General features: G+C 37.1%; 18 protein-coding genes and 1 pseudogene. 8 read left to right on the top strand and 11 right to left on the bottom strand.

Translation table 11 applies throughout. The features are described 5' to 3' along the window. Positions 1-5 precede the first annotated feature (5 nt). From SB775_RS15595 to SB775_RS15585, 3 genes are read right to left on the bottom strand one after another with little or no spacing between them, the layout of a single operon-like run. Positions 6-923 (bottom strand): ABC transporter ATP-binding protein, encoded by a 918-nt coding sequence (locus SB775_RS15595; protein WP_061462564.1) that lies wholly within the window; start codon positions 921-923, stop codon positions 6-8. A 13-nt stretch (positions 924-936) separates the two neighbouring features. Further along, positions 937-1251 carry a DUF1048 domain-containing protein gene (locus SB775_RS15590; protein WP_410862117.1) on the bottom strand — a complete coding sequence of 105 codons (315 nt, stop codon included), beginning with the start codon at positions 1249-1251 and terminating at the stop codon, positions 937-939. Beyond that, positions 1205-1573, bottom strand: a complete 369-nt coding sequence (locus SB775_RS15585; RefSeq protein WP_410862116.1) for a PadR family transcriptional regulator — start codon at positions 1571-1573, stop codon at positions 1205-1207. Before SB775_RS15585 ends, SB775_RS15590 begins: the two co-directional genes overlap by 47 nt. Positions 1574-1774: 201 nt before the next feature. On the opposite strand from SB775_RS15585, the gene SB775_RS15580 reads away from it, so the two are divergent. Further along, positions 1775-1996: a hypothetical protein gene (locus SB775_RS15580; protein ID WP_061462561.1), complete on the top strand. Its 222-nt coding sequence runs from the start codon at positions 1775-1777 to the stop codon at positions 1994-1996. A 409-nt stretch (positions 1997-2405) separates the two neighbouring features. Here SB775_RS15580 and SB775_RS15575 read toward each other — a convergent pair whose 3' ends face one another. From SB775_RS15575 to SB775_RS15560, 4 genes are all read right to left on the bottom strand, one after another. After that, positions 2406-3242: an alpha/beta fold hydrolase gene (locus SB775_RS15575; protein ID WP_410862115.1), complete on the bottom strand. Its 837-nt coding sequence runs from the start codon at positions 3240-3242 to the stop codon at positions 2406-2408. A 338-nt stretch (positions 3243-3580) separates the two neighbouring features. Beyond that, on the bottom strand, positions 3581-4186 hold the full coding sequence (locus SB775_RS15570) for an alpha/beta hydrolase (RefSeq protein ID WP_410862114.1): 606 nt from the start codon (positions 4184-4186) through the stop codon (positions 3581-3583). After that, complete coding sequence (locus tag SB775_RS15565) at positions 4183-5139, bottom strand: ring-cleaving dioxygenase (protein WP_410862142.1); 957 nt, start codon at positions 5137-5139, stop codon at positions 4183-4185. Before SB775_RS15565 ends, SB775_RS15570 begins: the two co-directional genes overlap by 4 nt. 96 nt (positions 5140-5235) lie before the next feature. After that, entirely contained in the window at positions 5236-6177 is a 942-nt protein-coding gene (locus SB775_RS15560) for a ring-cleaving dioxygenase (protein ID WP_410862113.1), read from the bottom strand. A 708-nt stretch (positions 6178-6885) separates the two neighbouring features. Here SB775_RS15560 and SB775_RS15555 point away from each other — a divergent pair. The 5 genes and pseudogenes from SB775_RS15555 to SB775_RS15535 form a co-directional block, all read left to right on the top strand. Continuing rightward, complete coding sequence (locus SB775_RS15555) at positions 6886-7446, top strand: NADPH-dependent FMN reductase (protein WP_284471171.1); 561 nt, start codon at positions 6886-6888, stop codon at positions 7444-7446. A 185-nt stretch (positions 7447-7631) separates the two neighbouring features. Continuing rightward, positions 7632-8276, top strand: coding sequence for an isochorismate family cysteine hydrolase YcaC (ycaC, locus tag SB775_RS15550; protein WP_410862112.1), 645 nt, complete (start codon positions 7632-7634; stop codon positions 8274-8276). Between the two features lie 194 nt (positions 8277-8470). Continuing rightward, a complete protein-coding gene (locus tag SB775_RS15545) occupies positions 8471-9115 on the top strand; it encodes a hydrolase (RefSeq protein ID WP_410862111.1) in 645 nt (214 codons plus the stop codon). Further along, positions 9112-9705: an antibiotic biosynthesis monooxygenase gene (locus SB775_RS15540; protein WP_410862110.1), complete on the top strand. Its 594-nt coding sequence runs from the start codon at positions 9112-9114 to the stop codon at positions 9703-9705. Before SB775_RS15545 ends, SB775_RS15540 begins: the two co-directional genes overlap by 4 nt. A gap of 13 nt (positions 9706-9718) precedes the next feature. After that, a pseudogene (locus SB775_RS15535) lies at positions 9719-10579 on the top strand (amidohydrolase family protein); the annotation flags it as partial. A gap of 119 nt (positions 10580-10698) precedes the next feature. Here SB775_RS15535 and SB775_RS15530 read toward each other — a convergent pair. Then, positions 10699-11001: a hypothetical protein gene (locus tag SB775_RS15530; RefSeq protein WP_089364540.1), complete on the bottom strand. Its 303-nt coding sequence runs from the start codon at positions 10999-11001 to the stop codon at positions 10699-10701. Positions 11002-11380: 379 nt separating this feature from the next. Here SB775_RS15530 and SB775_RS15525 point away from each other — a divergent pair, with 379 nt between their 5' ends. Further along, on the top strand, positions 11381-11524 hold the full coding sequence (locus SB775_RS15525) for a hypothetical protein (RefSeq protein WP_176432034.1): 144 nt from the start codon (positions 11381-11383) through the stop codon (positions 11522-11524). 285 nt (positions 11525-11809) lie between these two features. Here SB775_RS15525 and SB775_RS15520 read toward each other — a convergent pair whose 3' ends face one another. Continuing rightward, on the bottom strand, positions 11810-11953 hold the full coding sequence (locus tag SB775_RS15520; protein ID WP_410862109.1) for a hypothetical protein: 144 nt from the start codon (positions 11951-11953) through the stop codon (positions 11810-11812). 417 nt (positions 11954-12370) lie between these two features. Here SB775_RS15520 and SB775_RS15515 point away from each other — a divergent pair, with 417 nt between their 5' ends. After that, positions 12371-12862 carry an FUSC family protein gene (locus SB775_RS15515; protein WP_410862108.1) on the top strand — a complete coding sequence of 164 codons (492 nt, stop codon included), beginning with the start codon at positions 12371-12373 and terminating at the stop codon, positions 12860-12862. An 828-nt stretch (positions 12863-13690) separates the two neighbouring features. Here SB775_RS15515 and ppsA read toward each other — a convergent pair. Together ppsA and SB775_RS15500 are read right to left on the bottom strand one after the other, a co-directional pair. Next, positions 13691-16306, bottom strand: a complete 2616-nt coding sequence (gene ppsA, locus SB775_RS15510; RefSeq protein WP_410862107.1) for a phosphoenolpyruvate synthase — start codon at positions 16304-16306, stop codon at positions 13691-13693. A gap of 797 nt (positions 16307-17103) precedes the next feature. Next, entirely contained in the window at positions 17104-18447 is a 1344-nt protein-coding gene (locus SB775_RS15500) for an FAD-binding oxidoreductase (protein ID WP_410862141.1), read from the bottom strand. Positions 18448-18516 lie beyond the last annotated feature (69 nt).

Genomic DNA, 18516 nt, shown 5'->3' with positions numbered 1-18516 from the left:
AATTTTCATCCTTTCGAAAGTGTCATAAATACATCATCAAGGGTTGGAGTAGTCATTTTGAAGGTTTTGAGGTCAATTTTTTCAGTTGTTAGGGCATTCAATACTTTCAATGTCGTTTGAATTTCTTTATCTAAATCTATGGAAATCTCAAAGTCTGCATTTTTGATCGGAGAATAAGATTCCAAAAGTTTTAAAGCTTTCTCGGCGTCTTGATTTCGATTAAATACAAGAAGTAATTTATCTACTCCAGCAATTCGTTTCATTTCATCTGGGGTCCCGCTGGCAACAATTTTCCCTTCTCGTAAAAAGCCTATTTGATCGGCTAAATAATCTGCTTCTTCTAAATATTGAGTCGTTAAAAAGATGGTTTTCCCTTGGTACTTCATTTCTTTAATCGTATTCCAAAGCTCCTGCCTGCTATTCGGATCCAATCCAGTAGTAGGTTCATCCAGAAAAATGATATCTGGATTCCCAACTAAACTCATGGCTAAGTCAAGACGACGACACATTCCTCCTGAATAATTTGAAACAGCTTTATCTTTGGCTTCAGTCAGATCAAACTTTTCTAACAAACTTTCGGCAACTTTTCTCGGGTTGCGTTCGTGTCGTAATTTAGCAATTAAATAAAGGTTTTCGTATCCAGTGAGTACTCCGTCAACAGTGGTATTCTGGGAACTAAAGCTAAATAACTTTTGTGCCAACACCGGATTGTTAGCGACATCTATGTCTTGGATTGTCACTTTCCCTCCATCACTATTTAGTAACCCGGTAACAATTTTTAATAGGGTACTTTTCCCAGCACCGTTCGCCCCTAATAAGGCATATACGGAACCTTGCTTCAAAGTGATATTGACATCCTTTAAAACCTCATTCCCTTTAAAGCTCTTTTTTACATTTTTGATGTTAAGGACTGTTGAATTCATGGCTCTCTCTCCTTTACTCAATTGAATCCCTTAATTTTTTTTTCATTTTATCCATCCATGTTTCTTCTGGAAATTCTGCTAATAATGAGTCGGCAAATTCGGCAATACCATCTCCAACTACTTTTCGTACGCTTAAGCCATCCGTAGCACTATTCTCAAACATCTCTAAAATATTTTTTAAAATCTCAAACATGCCTGATCCCTTTGCAAAATTCCACATGTATTTTTCAATTGCTTTCATCGCCTTTCTGTATTCTTCTGGTAATTTATTCACTCGTTTTTTATAGGCACGATATTCTCTTTTTTCTTGCATCATTTTTTTTAACATTTCTTTTCTCCTTTATTTCATTCATTTTTTCTTCTAAGAATGTCCAACGCTCCCAAAATTCCTTTAACTCTTGTTCTCCTTTAGCGTTTAGCGTGTAAAATTTTCTCGCAAGTCCAAGCTCTGACTTTATCTTCTCAATCTCGACGAGCCCTTTTTTCTCGATTCGAACAAGAATGGTGTAGACAGTTCCTTCCACAATATCGCCAAATCCTAAATCGTTTAGATACTTGGTAATTTCATAGCCGTAAGTTTCTCCAGCATGGATCTTTTGAAGCACCACCCCTTCAAGAACACCTTTAAGCATTTCAGTTAAATCTTTCATATATCCTCCTAACAAACTACTTAGCATTACCGAGTACTACTATATAGTATTACAAAGTAGCTGTTGTGTGCAACCCATTTTTTATTTTTATTTACTTCTTTTATATTTATGTAGTAAAACCGAACATTCTTACCTCCCGAAAGAGGAGGGAAAAAACATCTGACTGATTTTAAAGAGGCGGCGGTAGAAAGAGGAAATTACATGAACACACCTTTATCAAAAGTCCCAACCCATCTTTTTGGCCCAGTTGGACTCTCCGTTTTCGTTCAGTTCTTTCCAGTGTGGAACGGAATTTTATTAATTTACGATTGGGATTTTTTCAGATATTGGCATAAAAAAACCGAAGGTCTGCCGGGAAAAGTACCGGAAAAACCTTCGTTTTTGGAAACTTATTTTTATTTAAGTACCCTTAATTTTTTCTAAGGAAGGGAACTTTTTTATAGAGACAAAACATCGAGACTTTATTTCAAATCCATAAAAATACATCAGATTGAGTAAATTATAAAATGAAAAAACAAGATTATTCATTTAATCAAAATTAAAGAGAAAATGGGAATGAAAAAGGATCTTCAAACGGGACTGTTGACAAACTAAAGAATTTCATAACCGGACACAAGATATAGTAAACAAAAAAAAGATAAACACTACATTCAGTAGATGTTCATCTTTCTTTGTTTAAAGGGGGATTTGTCAACAGCCCCAAACGAAGATCCTTTTGTGCTGTTTTTTCAACTAAAGTGCATACGGATAATGAGTTCTTCAACACCTGATTCATACGATATTATTAACAATGAATGCCTTTTCTCATTTAAGTAAAACTACCATTACTTTATTAGTCTTTTAAAAATGTTAGTAACGCTTCATTAAATTCTTTTGGATGAGTTGCGTGTAATCCATGCGGACCACCCTTTATTAGAGCGAGTTTACTACCAGGAATGGAATCATATGTACGTTTTCCACTTAACTCAAAAGGTACAGTTGCATCAGAGTCACCGTGAATAATAAGAGTAGGAATATTGATCTTTTCCAAGTCCTTTCTAAAATCTGTCTTACTAAAGGCCGTTATACAATCGAGCGTTCCCTTAGGAGAGGCACTAGCTGCAATATCCCGATTATATAAACGGAATGGCTCACTAACTAAATCTGTTTGATTACCAGCCGCGAAAAATCCCTTTGTAAAATTGTCAAGAAATGCAAGGCGGTCATTTATCACGCCACTTTTGAATTCTTCAATTGTTGCATCATCTAATGCTCCTTCAGGATGATCCTCTGATTTGTATAAATAAGGAGGAACTGCTCCAGCAAAAACAGCCTTTTCAACACGATCTGTTCCATACGAACTAATGTACCGAGCTACCTCACCTCCACCCATCGAAAAACCAACAAGTGTGGCATTTTGAAGATTTAAATGTTCCAACAGTTTATGTAAATCAGAAGCAAGTGTATCATATTCATATCCTTCCCACGGCTGAGATGATTTTCCAAATCCTCGGCGATCATATGTTATGACTCTGTAACCTGCTTCAATAAGAGCTGGCACCTGATATTCCCAAGAGCGTCCACTTAAAGGCCAACCATGTATTAAGACAATGGGTTTCCCTGAACCCTGATCCTCATAATAAAGTTCAATTGGAGCATGATTTTCATTACCTACAGTAAATTTTGCCATATAAAAATTCCTCCCATGAAGTTTCTTTATTAACCCTATATTCTTGCTTAGCTGATCAAAAAAACTCTTTATCCAAAACATTTAAAATACTTTTTTTACAAAATGTTTATGGGATTATTATATTCCCAACTATTAAAATTGCAAAATTATGAAAAAAATATATTAATTACAATTTATTTGTTTAAACCAAGGTGTGTAAATCATTGAAAAAAATTAAAACTGAAAAATCGAATAAGTGATTTCTAAGCAACTCCAATTGGGGTATCTACAATTAAGGGAATTAGGAATCACAGCCGTTCCTAAAATCAAGGCTTATTTGTCGATTTCACTTGCAAATTTTAAAAGGCCCTGCGATACCAGTAAGCCGCAGCTTCAACTTCATCAACAGTCAATTGATGCCCACTATTTTCCCAATGAACTTCAATTTTTGCATTAGCCTTTTCAAATAAGGATTGAAGTTCAGTAGATTCCATCGGCGAACATATAGGATCATTTTTACCTGCAGCAATAAAGACTGATTTTCCTGACAAATCAGGAAGAACAATTCCTTTTCTCGGTACCATCGGGTGATGGAGAATGGCTCCCTTTAATGCATTTTGATAGTGAAATAATAAACTAGCAGCTATATTAGCTCCATTTGAGTATCCAATAGCTATCATGTTGTCTCGATCAAAATTATACTTTGCAGCAGACTCATCAAGAAACTCATTTAATTCTTTTGTACGGAAAATCAGATCTTCCTCATCGAATACACCTTCAGCTAATCTCCGGAAGAATCGAGGCATTCCATTTTCCAATACATTTCCGCGGACACTTAGCACTGATGCCCCGTCATCAATTCTTCCCGCTATAGGTAATAAATCTAATTCATTTCCGCCAGTACCATGCAGTAATAATAACGTTGGTTTCGTTGAATCTTTACCCTTATTAAATATATGTTTCATGATTGGTCTCCCTCCAGAACACGAACTTCCACAGTAGGTAAGGCTTCTTCTAATTCTTCTCGTTTTGGCTCCAGCCAAGATGGTAACATCAGTTTATTACCAAGCTCAGCGACAGCTTCATCAACTGAAAAGCCTGGCGGATCGGTCGCTATTTCAAAAAGAATACCACCTTGTTCATGGAAATACACAGCATTGAAGTAGTTTCGATCACGAATCTCAGTCGGATAATACTCCTTATCTTGAAGAAGTGTTCTCCATCTCAAAAGATCTTGGTCATCCTTTGCCCTCCATGCGATATGGTGAACGGTTCCGGCCCCTTTTAACCCGCGAACCGAAGGAGTTAGCTTAATATCAATTGTATTTCCAAACTGACCATCCGATTTAAACCTAAGGAAGCTCGCTTCTTGCCCAAGACATTCAAGCCCTAATACGTTTTCAAGCACATCCGCAGTTTTATTAGGTTGAGTTGAAATTAATATAGCCCCACCAAACCCTTTAATTGCGACCTCTGAATCGACTTCTCCAAAACTCCAATTATTTTTTGGGCCTTCATTACGTTCCACTAATTCAATTTCGAGACCATCCGGATCTTGAAATTGTAAATATTTTTCTCCAAAACGTAGGGATTGAATAAACCTAATTCTAAATTTTTTCAAACGATTTTCCCAAAATTCAATGGATTGATTTGGGATGATAAAACTGGTTACTCCAACCTGTCCTGTGCCAATTCGACCTTTTAACTGGTTTGACCACGGAAAAAAAGTTATAACAGACCCAGGTTGACCAGTTTCATTTCCAAAATAAAGATGATAGACCTCTGGACGATCAAAGTTTATCGTCTTTTTTACAAGTCTTAACCCCAGTATGCCAGCATAAAAATCAATACTTCTTTGGGCATCGTTCACCATTGCTGTAATATGATGGATCCCTGTTGTTTTTTGCAAACTCACCATTCCCATTCTTTTCATTACTTTGATTAAGAAATTAATTAAGTCTCGCTATGGAAAAACTCTCACCTAATTTTGCATAATTTGTACCAGCTAACCAGCTCACAACTTTAATTCTCTTACCTCAAATGGTAAAATACTTTGTTTAATCTGCTCTCTAAACTGTTCATACTGCTCTGGCAACATTAATTTTTCTCCCATCGTCGCTTCAGATTCATCGTGAGAAAATCCAGGAGGATCTGTTGCAATCTCAAAGAGAATTTCCCCGTGTTCTTTAAAGTAAATCGCATTAAAATAGTTTCGATCTCGTACAGGAGTTACCTCATATCCGTTTTCCTCAACATATTTTTGCCATTCCAATTGGTCTTGATCATCCTTTGCCCGCCATGCAATGTGATGTACGGTTCCAGCACCCATTGTCCCGCGTCCAATTGGCGTTAATTTTAAGTCAATGACATTGCCAATTTCTGCTGAAGAACGGTAACGTGCAAAGCCGCCTTCCTTGCCGATTAATTCTAGTCCCAATATGTTTTCTAACAATACAGCCGTTTGGTCAGGATAGGCCGATAATAAAGTAGCACCGCCAAAGCCTTTAATAGCTACCTCAGATGTCACCCCGCCAAAGGTCCATGTATTTACTTCGCCTTCTTCCCTTTCAACAATTTCCAAGTGTAGCCCATGTGGGTCATCAAATTCCAAGTATTCCTCGCTAAAGCGCTCCCTTACAGTAAAAGGAATATTGAAAGATTCCAGTCTTTTTTTCCAGAACTTTATAGCTCCTTTTGGAACAACATAAGATGTAACGCCTACTTGACCATCACCAATTTTCCCTTGACTAGCTCCTGCCCATGGAAAAAATGTCATGATTGTTCCTGGTTTTCCACCCTCATTACCAAAATAAAGATGGTAGGTACCTGGGTCATCAAAATTGACAGTTTTTTTCACTAAACGTAAACCTAATACACCTGCATAGAAATCAACATTCTCTTGAGGATGACCAACAATTGCAGTAATGTGGTGAATACCCATCGTTTTTTTACTCATTTTATTTTCACTCCCCTTTTTATTCCGGTTAGACACTAACCTTAAAAAAGCATCGCCAATTTGTCGATAATTGTATATACGACTTTAAGGGTGTTTTTTCCTTTATGCGAAGTTTTTTATTGTCTATAAATATTTGATCTTTAATTTTATTAAAAAAAGAATCTTGAAAATTATTCACTATATCCATTATTAAGTTTGGTTAAATAAAGGGGTATCGCCCAACATTTTTGATATAAAAGTGATATTGATGATATATGATTTCCAATGATTCATATGAAATAGGTCGGAAGGAGAAAATAGTTATAGTTAAGGTTGTCATTATTGAAGTTTTCACCAGGAAGCTATATTGAATTTGCGATTACTATTTGAAATAGCAAGAAGATTCACCTTTATTCAATCAGAGAAGCAGATAGCTATTTATGGTGACTTTCTTTTCTTCTATTTCTGCACTCCCTCCAATTTTTTTATAGTTACTAGTATGCTGGAAATATAAAGTGATTGGAAAATAAAATAATATAGATATAGTCTATTTGCCATAGCTGCAAACACTAGCCAATAATAAGAAAACTAATGAGAATTCCTTACATCCTAGATTTTTTGTAATAAACACTTCATTAAATTAAACAGTTTGAGATTAGGCATAAAGCCACTTTTTTCATTTTGCTATATTATGGTACGATGAGGTGATTTTAACAGGGGAGGAAATATATGTCTAAGACAATTGGCCTTATTTGTGGTAGTTTACGAAAAAACTCTTATAATCGAATCATTGCTCAATCATTAACAGAGATGGATGATTCCCATCAATTTCGTTGGATCGAGATAAATAATCTACCTTTTTTTAATGAAGACTTAGAAATAAGTGTTCCAGAAACAGTGACATCATTTAAATCTGCTATCCAAGACGTTGACGGTATCATTATTGTAAGTCCAGAGTACAATTCTGGAATTCCAGGCGTATTAAAGAATGCATTGGACTGGGCATCAAGACCTCGGGAATCCGCTGTTCTTAGCAGAAAACCGGTTGGCCTAATTGGAGCAACTCCTGGGGGGTTAGGTACTGTTTATGCTCAGATGCAAATCAGAGAAATACTAGAAACTATGCAAGTTCATGTTCTTCCATTTCAAAAAGTGCTGATTTCTCAAGTACATGAAAAGATTGATTCCGATCAGAAAGTGCTTACTGACGAAAAGACAAAACGTTATCTTCAGCGTTATTTACAACAATTTATAAATTGGATAGATAAAACTCCTGCTTTAGATAAATAGAAGCATTTTTTTAAAATATCCAATTGGTTTTTTATGACTTGTAATGAAATTATTGACTTGTCATAAGTTTATAGATAAACTAATATTAACAATCAGTTTAGTTATAAATCGATTGTAACAAACGAAGGAATTTATTATAATATTTAAACTTTCTTCGATTACTTAATTTTTAGGAGGAATACATAATGTCTGATCTCTATTCTCGTATTTCCAAAGATGATGCTGTCGTTCTTTTAGTGGATCATCAAACTGGCCTTATGGCTGGACTAGTTCGTGATTATGGTGTTGATGAATTTAAGAACAATGTTTTGGCTCTTGCTCACACTGCTAAGTTTTTTGATTTACCAGTTATTTTAACAACAAGCTTTGAAAACGGACCTAATGGACCACTAATGCAAGAATTGGTTGATCTTTTTCCTGATGCACCAAAAATAGCTCGTCCTGGACAAATTAACGCATGGGATAATGATGATTTTGTAAATGCAATCAAAAAAACTGGAAAAAAACAACTTATTATCGCGGGCGTAGTTACGGATGTTTGCGTTGCTTTCCCGGCACTTTCCGCTATAAAAGCTGGGTATGAAGTATTTGCTGTTACTGATGCTTCAGGAACTTTCAGTAAACAAGTTGCAGAAGCTGCCAATACGCGTATGGCACATAATGGCGTGCAACTTATGAACTGGTTTAGCGTAGCATGCGAACTACAACGCGATTGGCGCAACGATGTCGAAGGTTTTGGCAATTTGCTTGCTAGTAATCTTCCAGGCTATCAAAATGTAATTGGAAGCTATATGGGAGCTCAGCGAGATCTTAGTAAACAAAATGCATAAATTTATTTAGCTATAAATCACTTTTTTTAAAAGTGGATAGCATAAAAGTAGCGCTGATTTAATTAGCGCTACTTTTTAAATAAGAAGTATAGCAAGGCTTTTATTTTTACGATTACAGCTGAAACTAATAATTGCCTTTAAATAAATATTAATATTGTTTCAAAAAACTTTATTTTAAAAAAGGAGTGTTTTATATGAGTAATTTAGAATTGTTAACTCCGGAGAACAGTGCATTAATTTTGATCGATTTTCAGCCTCAAATGACTTTTGGAGTTGCAAGCATTGACAGACAAACATTAATGAATAACGTTATGCTGCTTGCTAAATCAGCAAAAGCTTTTAACGTACCTACTATTCTTACTACAGTTGAAACACAAAGCTTTTCTGGTTATTTTTGGCCACAAATTCTTGACATATTTCCAAACCATGAAATTATAGAACGTAGTTCAATGAACTCTTGGGAAGATTTAAAATTTGTTGAGGCAGTTAAAGCAACAGATAGAAAAAAATTGATATTTGCAGCACTTTGGACTGAAGTTTGCCTTGCATTCCCTGTGCTTGAAGCAATTAAAGCTGGCTATGAAGTTTATGCAGTTGATGATGCTTCAGGTGGTACTAGTTTGACAGCACATAACGCTGCTATGCGTCGTGTAGAACAAGCTGGAGCAATTCCAGTGACAGCAATTCAAGTTTTACTTGAATACCAACGTGACTGGGCACGCAAAGACACTTATGATGCTGTTATGGAAATTGTAAAAGAACACACTGGTGCTTATGGTCAAGGTGTGGAATACGCATATACTATGGTACATGGCGCGCCTCCAAGCAGGAAAATATGAATCAGGAAAGAGTAATTGTCGGAGAAACTCATACAGGGAACACTATGGATGCTGGTGGTCCAGTAACAACGATTGTTACATGGGAAATTCAAGAAGGTAGAGAAAAACAGTTTGAAACGTGGAGACATGAAATCGAAGCTGCCGCTACTAAATTTCCAGGGCATTTAGGCGTAAATCTAATAGTCCCCAATAACGGATCCAGAGAGTATACTGTTGTTTTTCGCTTTGATATTTATGAGCATCTTCGTGCTTGGCAAGAATCAGATATTCGTCGAGATTTGTTAAAAAAGGCAGAACTATTTCAAGCTACTAATCCAACGTACAAAACTGAAAGCAGTTTGGCTTATTGGTTTGTTACTCCGAAAATGCCAGTTCCACCGCAACAATGGAAAATGTCCATTGTTACCGTTCTTGGTGTATGGCCTCTTAGCATGTTGGTTCCTAAAGTGGTAGGACCTTTTATAAAAAATATGATTCCTATTATGTCAGCTTTTTTTGTTTCAGTATGTATAGTGTCCTTGCTATCATGGGTAGTAATGCCGATTCTCGGTAAAATATTTCATCCATGGTTACAGAATAATAGGAAGTAGACGAGGTGTGAACATGAATTTACCGGATATGATCTTATATAACGGAAAAATCACTACCCTTGACCCATCTCAACCTGAGGTATCGGCTATCGCCATAACTGATGGTTTAATCACTGCAGTAGGTGGAGATGAGCTTCTTGATAGTGCCACAGAAAATACCAAAAAAATAGACCTTAAAAGAAAGAGAGCTATTCCGGGCTTGAATGACTCTCATATACACGTTATTCGTGGCGGTCTTCATTATAATATGGAATTGCGCTGGGAAGGTGTGCCATCACTTGCTATTGCTCTGGAAATGCTTAGAGAGCAGGCAAGGCGTACACCTGCTCCCCAGTGGGTAAGAGTAGTTGGAGGTTGGTCTGAATTTCAATTTAAAGAAAGACGGATGCCAACTTTGGAAGAGATTAATGCTGTTTCTGAAGACACACCTGTCTTTGTGCTACATCTTTATGATAGAGCACTTGTAAATCGTGCAGGGTTGCGTGCATTGGGATACACAAAAGATACCCCAGATCCTCCGGGCTGTTTAATTCAGCGAGATAAACGAGGTAATCCAACGGGTCTTTTAATTGCCAATCCTAACGCTTCTATTCTATATTCAAGTTTGGGTAGAGCTCCAGTACTTAATATTGACGACCAGATTAACTCTACTCGCCATTTTATGCGCGAATTAAATAGATTAGGTATTACAAGTGCCATTGACGCAGGTGGCGGATTCCAAAATTATCCTGATGATTACAAAGTTGTTGAACATTTAGCCGAGAAGGATCAATTAACTTTGCGTATTGCTTATAATCTATTTACGCAAAATCCAGATCATGAATATGAAGACTTTGCTTCATGGGCAAAAATTGTTTCTCCGGGTCAAGGAAATGTTTACCTTTTTAATAAAAATTAAGCCCCACTTTAAAGATAAGGGCTTTAAAATTAGAAGTATCTGTACAATTTCATATCCGCTCTCTCATATTTGCTCTTAGCCACTAACTTCTTTTCTCAATAAGGGTAGTATGAATATGGGGATAGGTATGGAGCATATCCTGGATATCCATAGCCATCATACCCATAGCCACCATATCCATAGCCACCATAATATGGCCCTGCAAGCAACGCTCCTGCAGCAAGCCCTCCTAGAAAAGGAAAGCCAAAACCAAACGGTCTTCCAAAACCAAATGGCCTTCCAAATCCAAACGGTCTTCCAAATCCAAATGGTCTCCCAAAACCTCCAAAGTGCCCTCCACCAAAACCAATTCTTCTTAAATCATTTACATTTATATCATCATTTATTAAACCATACATTTTTAGTAATTCCCCCTCAATTCTTTATTTGATTTAGCTTATGTAAACTCCCAAGAGAAGGTTCTTTTTGTTTACAATGAGAAATTATTTAAATACAGGATTGAGGAAGAGATGTAACAAGTTGTTGAGATTATACTTATAAAGGGGATAACAATATATTCCCAACCCATGAAATTTTATGAAAAACGAGGAGATTTCTATGGAGAAAGGATACCTAAATGAGCAGCAACTACAATATACGAATTGTTTGAGTGCCTTTTTAGATATCTAAGGATTTAGTAATTTAGTTGCAAAAAGCAAAGAAGATCCAAATATTTTGAAGACCTTCTAAAAGCTTTAAAAACTATTGAAAACTTTGTTGCTCAAAACGAGGGGAAAAATGAAAGCGAAGGTAATGTATCATTTGGATCACGCTTTATCAAAGCATATCAATTTGAAAAAAGAAGCCATTTACCCAAGAATCATTATAGATCCTGCTCTATTAGATGGAAGTTCAGACCCTACCCATACGGAGAACCATTGATCTTGATATTTGAAGGGCAGCTGATCTTCAGCATGAAAAATAAGTCCACATTCAGCTATTGGCATAGAGCTCGTACGAAGCAATTGATAGCTAGCCGGTTTTTTACCGCGATGGTGCCTAACAATTGGGGTGCAGTTCATTATTGTGGTCTTTTTTAGTGCACCCCTATGGAACTTATAAACCAAAAGACCCGCCATTCGAATCCTGGGTCAGTTCAGAATGAACTTGACTGTTTTTTTATAATTTCGGTATCAATCCTTTTGACTAATTGCAGGTTTTTAATTTTCAATTGACGATTTTCAAGTGCTGACCTGACAAAACCTCCCAAGAATCTTCATAAATTTCTTGTTGAATTTCCTTTACTACCTTTTTTAAACCAGCTGTTCCCATCGCTAGGGTTGTATTCGGGTGATTGAACATAGATATCATCGTTTCTGCTTGCAATCCTATATTGAACTAAAACTCCATTTTCTTCATTGTCAATTAATTCATTTGGGCAATATCTAATATTTTAACTCACTATAGCATTAGTATTAGACATGCTTTCTAACAGCATTTCATTCATCATCTTCAACTAAAACCTTTGCTGCTCCTCTTCAGCAGCGTATGATGAACAAACCTTATTTCCATCTATAATTGCTGGATAAAAAATCCACCGTCACAAGCCTTTCATTCCCCATGCATCTCAACTTCTATACCTCCTGTTCTTCATCAACGAACTGTGTAGCAACATAATCAATAGTTCCTTACTTATTCAACTACATAGAAAAACAATTAATCCATATACATAGAAATTCACCATAAGAAGGATTCTATAAAAAAGTAGAGTATTATCCCGAGGTAAATATGAAAACAAAAAAACACGAAGTGCCAAATAAGAACTTTTCAATACTAATATGGAAAATGGCAATAGGTTCAGCACTGTCCTGGGAATTATCAAAACTATTGGGTTCCGCTCATCCTTACCTAGCTCCACTCACGGTCATCCTATGCCTTCAATCAACAATGGACAAAACGGTCCAACGATCCATACAACGTGTAATTGGAACCATGATTGGTATTTCCGTCATTGTGCTCATTGCAAGACATATGAGTATAAATGGATGGAGTTTAGGACTATTAATTCTTTTAGGATGTTTTATCACGAAGTGGTTAAAATTTGACAAAACAGTAATTCATCAAGTCGCACTCACGATATTATTTGTTTTTGTACTTGAACACCAAACGAAACATTATGCCATAGATAGAATGACGGATACTCTAGTAGGTGTAGTTATTGCGGTTTTAGTCCAGATAATTTGGTTCCGTCTAATTTCCAAGAAGCATCAAGGCGAGTAGATAAGATATACTCAAGTGGCGTTCCTTTTGATTGGTTGGTCATATATCAACTTCGCTTTTTTTCTCTATGGTAAATGCACTCAAGGTCATAAAACGAGTTCTCAGAGTTGCTTTCCTTGGGACGTTTTGAAATATCCCATTTTCAAACAGTTCATTCTTATAAAAATCTTTTTCAAGTTCGGCTCTTTAACGTAAGACCATATTTTTAATCCTTTCTGTAAAGTTAATATCTAAAACAAAATGACACCCACACGTACATTTGACTTTATAATTATTTAGGCTAAGTGTTTCCTGAAAACACTGTAAATGTACAGGATGGACAGAAAGCTTTATATCTTTGTCCGTTCATAAGCCTTCACCCTTTCACAGGTTAGATAAATCCTTTTTTGAGTAATTCACGAGTCATATAGTTCTGGCATAATTAATGCTGCTTGCCATTTAACCAGCCCTCTATCACGAATTGTACTCATCAGAATCTCATAAGAGACAGAAAAAAATTCCTTTCCTAAATAAGACTAGAGAAATGTTGATTTTTGAACAAATAAAAGAAACCACTTATTGTGGTCTTCCTTTATGCCCTATGGAACTAACACTCCATTTAGTTTAAATTATAGCGTTCACAAAATTATATATAAAAAGCCAATCTCCACATTTGGAAAATCGGCCATATTGATGTTTCGAGTGGCGTTGGATCGGTAACTATCATTTGTAAGTATGCACCACCGATAAAGTTGGCTTCAACTTTTGGTCCCAATGGTAAGATTGTAAGTCACCACTCTGGTAACCACTGGTGCGGTGCTACTGATTAAATATGGAAGTATTCACCACTTATATTATTTCGATATACCCTTCTGTTCCATGCACGCGAATTCGTTGCCCGTCTCTTATTATCTTGGTGGCATTTTCCACCCCTACAACCGCTGGTAAGCCATATTCACGTGCGATAACTGCTCCATGGGTCATCAGTCCACCAACTTCGGTGACTAAGCCCTTTATGGATACAAATAATGGTGTCCAGCTAGGGTCAGTAAAGGAGGTGACCAATATATCTCCCTCTTCTAGATCAGCATCTTCCATGTTTAAGATGACACGCGCACGTCCCTCAATAACTCCGGAAGAAACAGGCAGACCTACTATAGCTTCGGCTGGGAGATTTTCTCGTTTGTACTCACCTACAATGATTTCACCATTAGACGTGATAACACGTGGTGGAGTTAGTTTTTCATAGAATTTGTACTCTTCTCTTCGTTTGCTGATGATCTGGTAATTCAATTTATTTGTGCGTATGACTTCATGAAGTTCTTCAAAAGTGAGGTAGTATATATCTTCTTTTTCACGAATGACTTTGGCTTGTACGAGCTGTTCGGCTTCTTTCATCAAAGCCTGCTTATAAACGAAGTAGCGATTAACCATGCCGTATTTTGGATATTCTCGATAACCGATGAAATTCCGGATTAGGCTGATCATTCGTTTGGTCTCTTCGGCTTTTCGTTTACCATCCGGTAGTTGTTTCAATCGATCTAATAACTCTTGTTCTTTTTTCAAAGCTTCCTGTTGCCCTTGCTCAAATTTCTGATTGCTGGCATTAGGCTCAAAGTTTTTGATATTACCAAGAATCACAGGGACAAGTGTAGTTGGTTTTTCGCTCCAACGAGTTTTAGTAATATCGATTTCTCCGGTACATCGCATTCCGTATTTGCTGAGATAATCATGGATAGCGTCTTGGGTTTCCTGTCCACCATCAAACTTAACCAGTTCATCCAAAAAGTTATCATCTTTTACATGTTGTAAATAATCAATTACTTCTGGATAAGGACGAATCACATCTGCGACATCCAATAGCGCCAGACCCATTTCCGAAGTAATATTGTTTGGCACAGACTGAGAAAGCGTATCTGCTGCGTTTTTTTCACCTAACCACTCGTTCATTTTTTCATTGATCCATGATGAAGCATCCATAGCAGCCATAAACACAGCTGAACTTTGTGGGTCAAATAAAATCTTCTTTAATTCTTGGATATCTTCCAGAATAAAATCAAATAAATCTGATCCTGATTTCGTTTGGATGTTTTGTTTTAACTCTTCTATCGATGTTTGATTGCTCTTAATCAAATCAGAAACGATGGTCGGGTCGTTTTCGATTTGTCCCCTAGAATCCGCAGACGACACCCCTTTATTGCTTTTACCGGAACTCTGTTCTTGCCTATCATTTGGTAAAGATTTTATGAAATCTCCTCGCTCTATTATGGAAATGAGTGCGTCTTTCATGAGCGGATCGTGTTGTCCCATGCCATCTAATAACATTTTTCTGCTGCCAGGTGAAGCCAGCATATGTGTGACATCAACAAACAACCTTCCACCAGCTTTACGCATGGGTGCATTAGTCGTTAACAGGAAAAAAGACAATCCCAGTGGATTCATGGGATCGGTCATCATTTGTTGATGACCGACAGATACGTAAACGTGATTTTCTTGATCATTCGCTTCAGGGATCGGGTATAAAGTAGTGATTGGCCGACTCTGGACAATATAAAATGTATCATTAACCAAACCCCATTCGATATCTTGCGGGCAACCAAAATAAGCTTCGATCTGTCTTCCGATGCGTGCCAGTTGTAAAATTTGTTGTTCAGTAAGTGTTTGCGTCTTTTGCTGATCGGGATCGATCTGCTGGGTCTCCGTTCCGCCTTTTTTTAGTCCATAGATAGCCAACTTTTTGGTTGCGATCCTCTTATCGACGATTTCATCTTCCTGTACTTTATAACAATCGGCAGATACCAAGCCAGAGACCAGTGCTTCTCCAAGTCCAAAACTGGCATCGATCGATAGCAGCTTTCGGTTAGAAGTAATCGGATCAGCGGTAAATAAAATCCCTGAAGCCTGTGGGAAAACCATCCTTTGAACGATAACGGATAAATAAACTTGACTGTGGTCAAATCCATTTTGCATACGGTAGATTACCGCACGATCCGTAAACAGGGACGCCCAACATTTGCTAATATGCTGCATGATGGCATCGACGCCGATAATATTTAAATAGGTGTCTTGTTGACCGGCAAAAGAGGCATGTGGTAGATCTTCAGCAGTCGCACTAGAACGCACTGCATAAGCATGTTCCTCGCCAAACTGGGAGAGATAGTGAGTAACTGCTTTCACAACATCGGAAGGAATTTCTACTTCCATAATGATTTGTCGAATCCTCCTGCTGATTTCACCAATTTGCTCTCGTTCTTCTACTTTTAACATTGTGAGTCGATCCAACAAAGCATGATACGTTTTGTTTTGTTCGATGGCTTCTTGATATCCCACTGTTGTAACACAAAATCCTTCTGGTACTTGTATTCCTTCAATTTTTGACAATTCCCCTAAATTTAACCCTTTTCCGCCAACGAGCAAAAGCTGTGTTTTTTCTATTTCCTGAAAACCGAGAGCCAAAGAACTCATTCTACATCTCTCCTAACCATTAATGTTCTATTGATTTTACCAGTAGTAAATGGGAATAAATAGTCTATATTATCCATTTTTTATATGCTATAATTAAAATAGGAAGAGTACAAAAAAATACCATACAGTAAACTGATGCACCGCTTCATCCCCTCGAAAGCAGCTCATATACCTATTAACCCACAATATGATTTAAAATCAACTTTTTTCCATTTAATCTGTTTATTTTCACAAAAACCCCCTATATTAATATGAGATTTCAAGATCATATTAAACTCCGTCAATTTGATACAAATATCTCTCGAATGCTCACTTGTTCGCAGGATTTCATAACCCTTGTAATTGGATTTCCGGGTATTTGAAATGCGATAAGATCTTTTTGGCTTCGTGAAGGCATAGTTAAATAAAGGAGTCAGTTTTCACTCCACATTTGCCAACTTGATGCACATCTCCACGCCGTCCCTGGCACTTTTTGATTGAGTATTGTCACGATTCTCTTTATTAAATACCTCGTGTTTAACCAGCCATTTTGATAGGTTAATCCAGTAATGTCCTGTAGGTTCCATACCCACTATTATGGAGGGCATGAACCCGGTAATCTACTGGGCTCATGCCTTTTAATTTCACCTTTCCCAATATCTCACCTCCTTTTTAAAAAGGCTTTGTTAATCCATAAATGCTGATTTTCGAATAAAAAGAGAACAAAAACTGCACCTCATTTGTTAGATGGGTCTAACAAATGAGGTGCAGCTCAAGACGCAGGGATTTTATCTTGTTTTACACAACGAATAAACTATTTAAAAAGACGGTGGTATGCTCTGTGGAAAATGAAATAAATTTTTGGGATCATATTTTGCCTTTACTTTTTGAAGCCTTGCAAAGTTTGAGCCGTAATATGCTTCTCCAAAATTTTCAATATTTTGGTCTGGAACATTAACATATGAACCGGTTACATATGGTTTTATCAGCTGACGTACTCTTTCAACTGATGCAAGATTCATAGCTTCTTGTGATTTATTTTCCCAACTAGCAGTCCATTCCACATAAAACAATGGATCACGCCAAAAGAAGGCTGTTTTGTTGCTAGGTACCCTGCTTAAAGCACCACCCCAATTTATAAAAAAGAAACTGGATTCTGTCCCAGTGGCTTCTTCCAAAAATTGTCTCATGATGAAAATGGGTCTTTCCGTCCAAAGATTAAGTCCCCAAGCCGAGGAGAATTTAACATTCTGATCAGATCTACCAGGGATTGGTTCGTCAGGGTCTAAGAAATCTATAGCGTCTGGATAGGATAATGTTTCTATAACTATTTGTGTTGGGGTTCCAACATTTGTTAAAGGTTCCAATAATTTAATCAGCTCATTTTTTGAACCCTGGAAAATTCCTTCTGCATGACACAAACCATTTAATTTGCTAAAAATCTCAAGTATGCACCCTAATCGTTCGTCAACAAACGGCGCCCATTTTTGCCAAGCTTTAAATACCGTTTCCAATTGTTCCCACGGCCAAATGATATTGAAGACGGTTGCAGTTTTAGGGGCACGACGAACTTTAAACGTGTATTCGGTATTATATCCAAAATTACCTCCTCCTCCGCCTCTAGAAGCCCAAAATAAATCCTTATTTAAGTCCTTATTTGCTTGAATAATCCTGCCTTTTGCATCCACCGTTTTCAGTGCGAGGAGGTTATCACTTATAAGACCAATCGATCGTGAGAGCACTCCAAATCCACCGCCCATCGTAATTCCTCCGATGCCAACGGTTGGACTGTCTCCAAACGGAGCCATAAAACCTTTTCGAGCTAATCCTTTTACAAGCGGGCCTACGTGAATTCCTGTTTGGACGGTTGCAATTGCCTTTTTTTTATTTAAGTGAACTTTTTGCATGTCACTTACATCAATAACAATTCCTCCCTTTACTACTGAGAGGTTCTTATCAAGAGCATGTCGACCACTTCTAACACGCACGGGTACATTATTCTTACGAGCCCATTTAATGGCATTACTTACATCGAGGGTATTTTGTGCAAAAACAAAGACAAGAGGCAAAGTATCAACATAAGGGTTCCAATTCTTAATGGCTTCTTTATAGCCAGGGTCTCCTTTGAAAATTACTCGTCCTGTTAACTCTCTAGATCCCATGTATTCCACTCCCATTACATAATTTTAAAGATTATAAATTGTATGAATTGAGAGTTAATACTATGAAGA

The organism is Peribacillus sp. SIMBA_075 (assembly GCF_046534585.1).
The sequence above is the reverse complement of the archived record's forward strand: the minus strand, read 5'-3'. Positions and strand labels throughout refer to the sequence as shown.

What these genes read in the sequence shown, in the direction of transcription:
- SB775_RS15595 (WP_061462564.1), bottom strand. Translation starts at nt 923, where the DNA reads ATGAATTCAACAGTCCTTAACATCAAAAATGTAAAAAAGAGCTTTAAA.
- SB775_RS15590 (WP_410862117.1), bottom strand. Translation starts at nt 1,251, where the DNA reads ATGTTAAAAAAAATGATGCAAGAAAAAAGAGAATATCGTGCCTATAAA.
- SB775_RS15585 (WP_410862116.1), bottom strand. Translation starts at nt 1,573, where the DNA reads ATGAAAGATTTAACTGAAATGCTTAAAGGTGTTCTTGAAGGGGTGGTG.
- SB775_RS15580 (WP_061462561.1), top strand. Translation starts at nt 1,775, where the DNA reads ATGAACACACCTTTATCAAAAGTCCCAACCCATCTTTTTGGCCCAGTT.
- SB775_RS15575 (WP_410862115.1), bottom strand. Translation starts at nt 3,242, where the DNA reads ATGGCAAAATTTACTGTAGGTAATGAAAATCATGCTCCAATTGAACTT.
- SB775_RS15570 (WP_410862114.1), bottom strand. Translation starts at nt 4,186, where the DNA reads ATGAAACATATATTTAATAAGGGTAAAGATTCAACGAAACCAACGTTA.
- SB775_RS15565 (WP_410862142.1), bottom strand. Translation starts at nt 5,139, where the DNA reads ATGGTGAGTTTGCAAAAAACAACAGGGATCCATCATATTACAGCAATG.
- SB775_RS15560 (WP_410862113.1), bottom strand. Translation starts at nt 6,177, where the DNA reads ATGAGTAAAAAAACGATGGGTATTCACCACATTACTGCAATTGTTGGT.
- SB775_RS15555 (WP_284471171.1), top strand. Translation starts at nt 6,886, where the DNA reads ATGTCTAAGACAATTGGCCTTATTTGTGGTAGTTTACGAAAAAACTCT.
- ycaC (WP_410862112.1), top strand. Translation starts at nt 7,632, where the DNA reads ATGTCTGATCTCTATTCTCGTATTTCCAAAGATGATGCTGTCGTTCTT.
- SB775_RS15545 (WP_410862111.1), top strand. Translation starts at nt 8,471, where the DNA reads ATGAGTAATTTAGAATTGTTAACTCCGGAGAACAGTGCATTAATTTTG.
- SB775_RS15540 (WP_410862110.1), top strand. Translation starts at nt 9,112, where the DNA reads ATGAATCAGGAAAGAGTAATTGTCGGAGAAACTCATACAGGGAACACT.
- SB775_RS15530 (WP_089364540.1), bottom strand. Translation starts at nt 11,001, where the DNA reads ATGTATGGTTTAATAAATGATGATATAAATGTAAATGATTTAAGAAGA.
- SB775_RS15525 (WP_176432034.1), top strand. Translation starts at nt 11,381, where the DNA reads ATGAAAGCGAAGGTAATGTATCATTTGGATCACGCTTTATCAAAGCAT.
- SB775_RS15520 (WP_410862109.1), bottom strand. Translation starts at nt 11,953, where the DNA reads ATGATATCTATGTTCAATCACCCGAATACAACCCTAGCGATGGGAACA.
- SB775_RS15515 (WP_410862108.1), top strand. Translation starts at nt 12,371, where the DNA reads ATGAAAACAAAAAAACACGAAGTGCCAAATAAGAACTTTTCAATACTA.
- ppsA (WP_410862107.1), bottom strand. Translation starts at nt 16,306, where the DNA reads ATGAGTTCTTTGGCTCTCGGTTTTCAGGAAATAGAAAAAACACAGCTT.
- SB775_RS15500 (WP_410862141.1), bottom strand. Translation starts at nt 18,447, where the DNA reads ATGGGATCTAGAGAGTTAACAGGACGAGTAATTTTCAAAGGAGACCCT.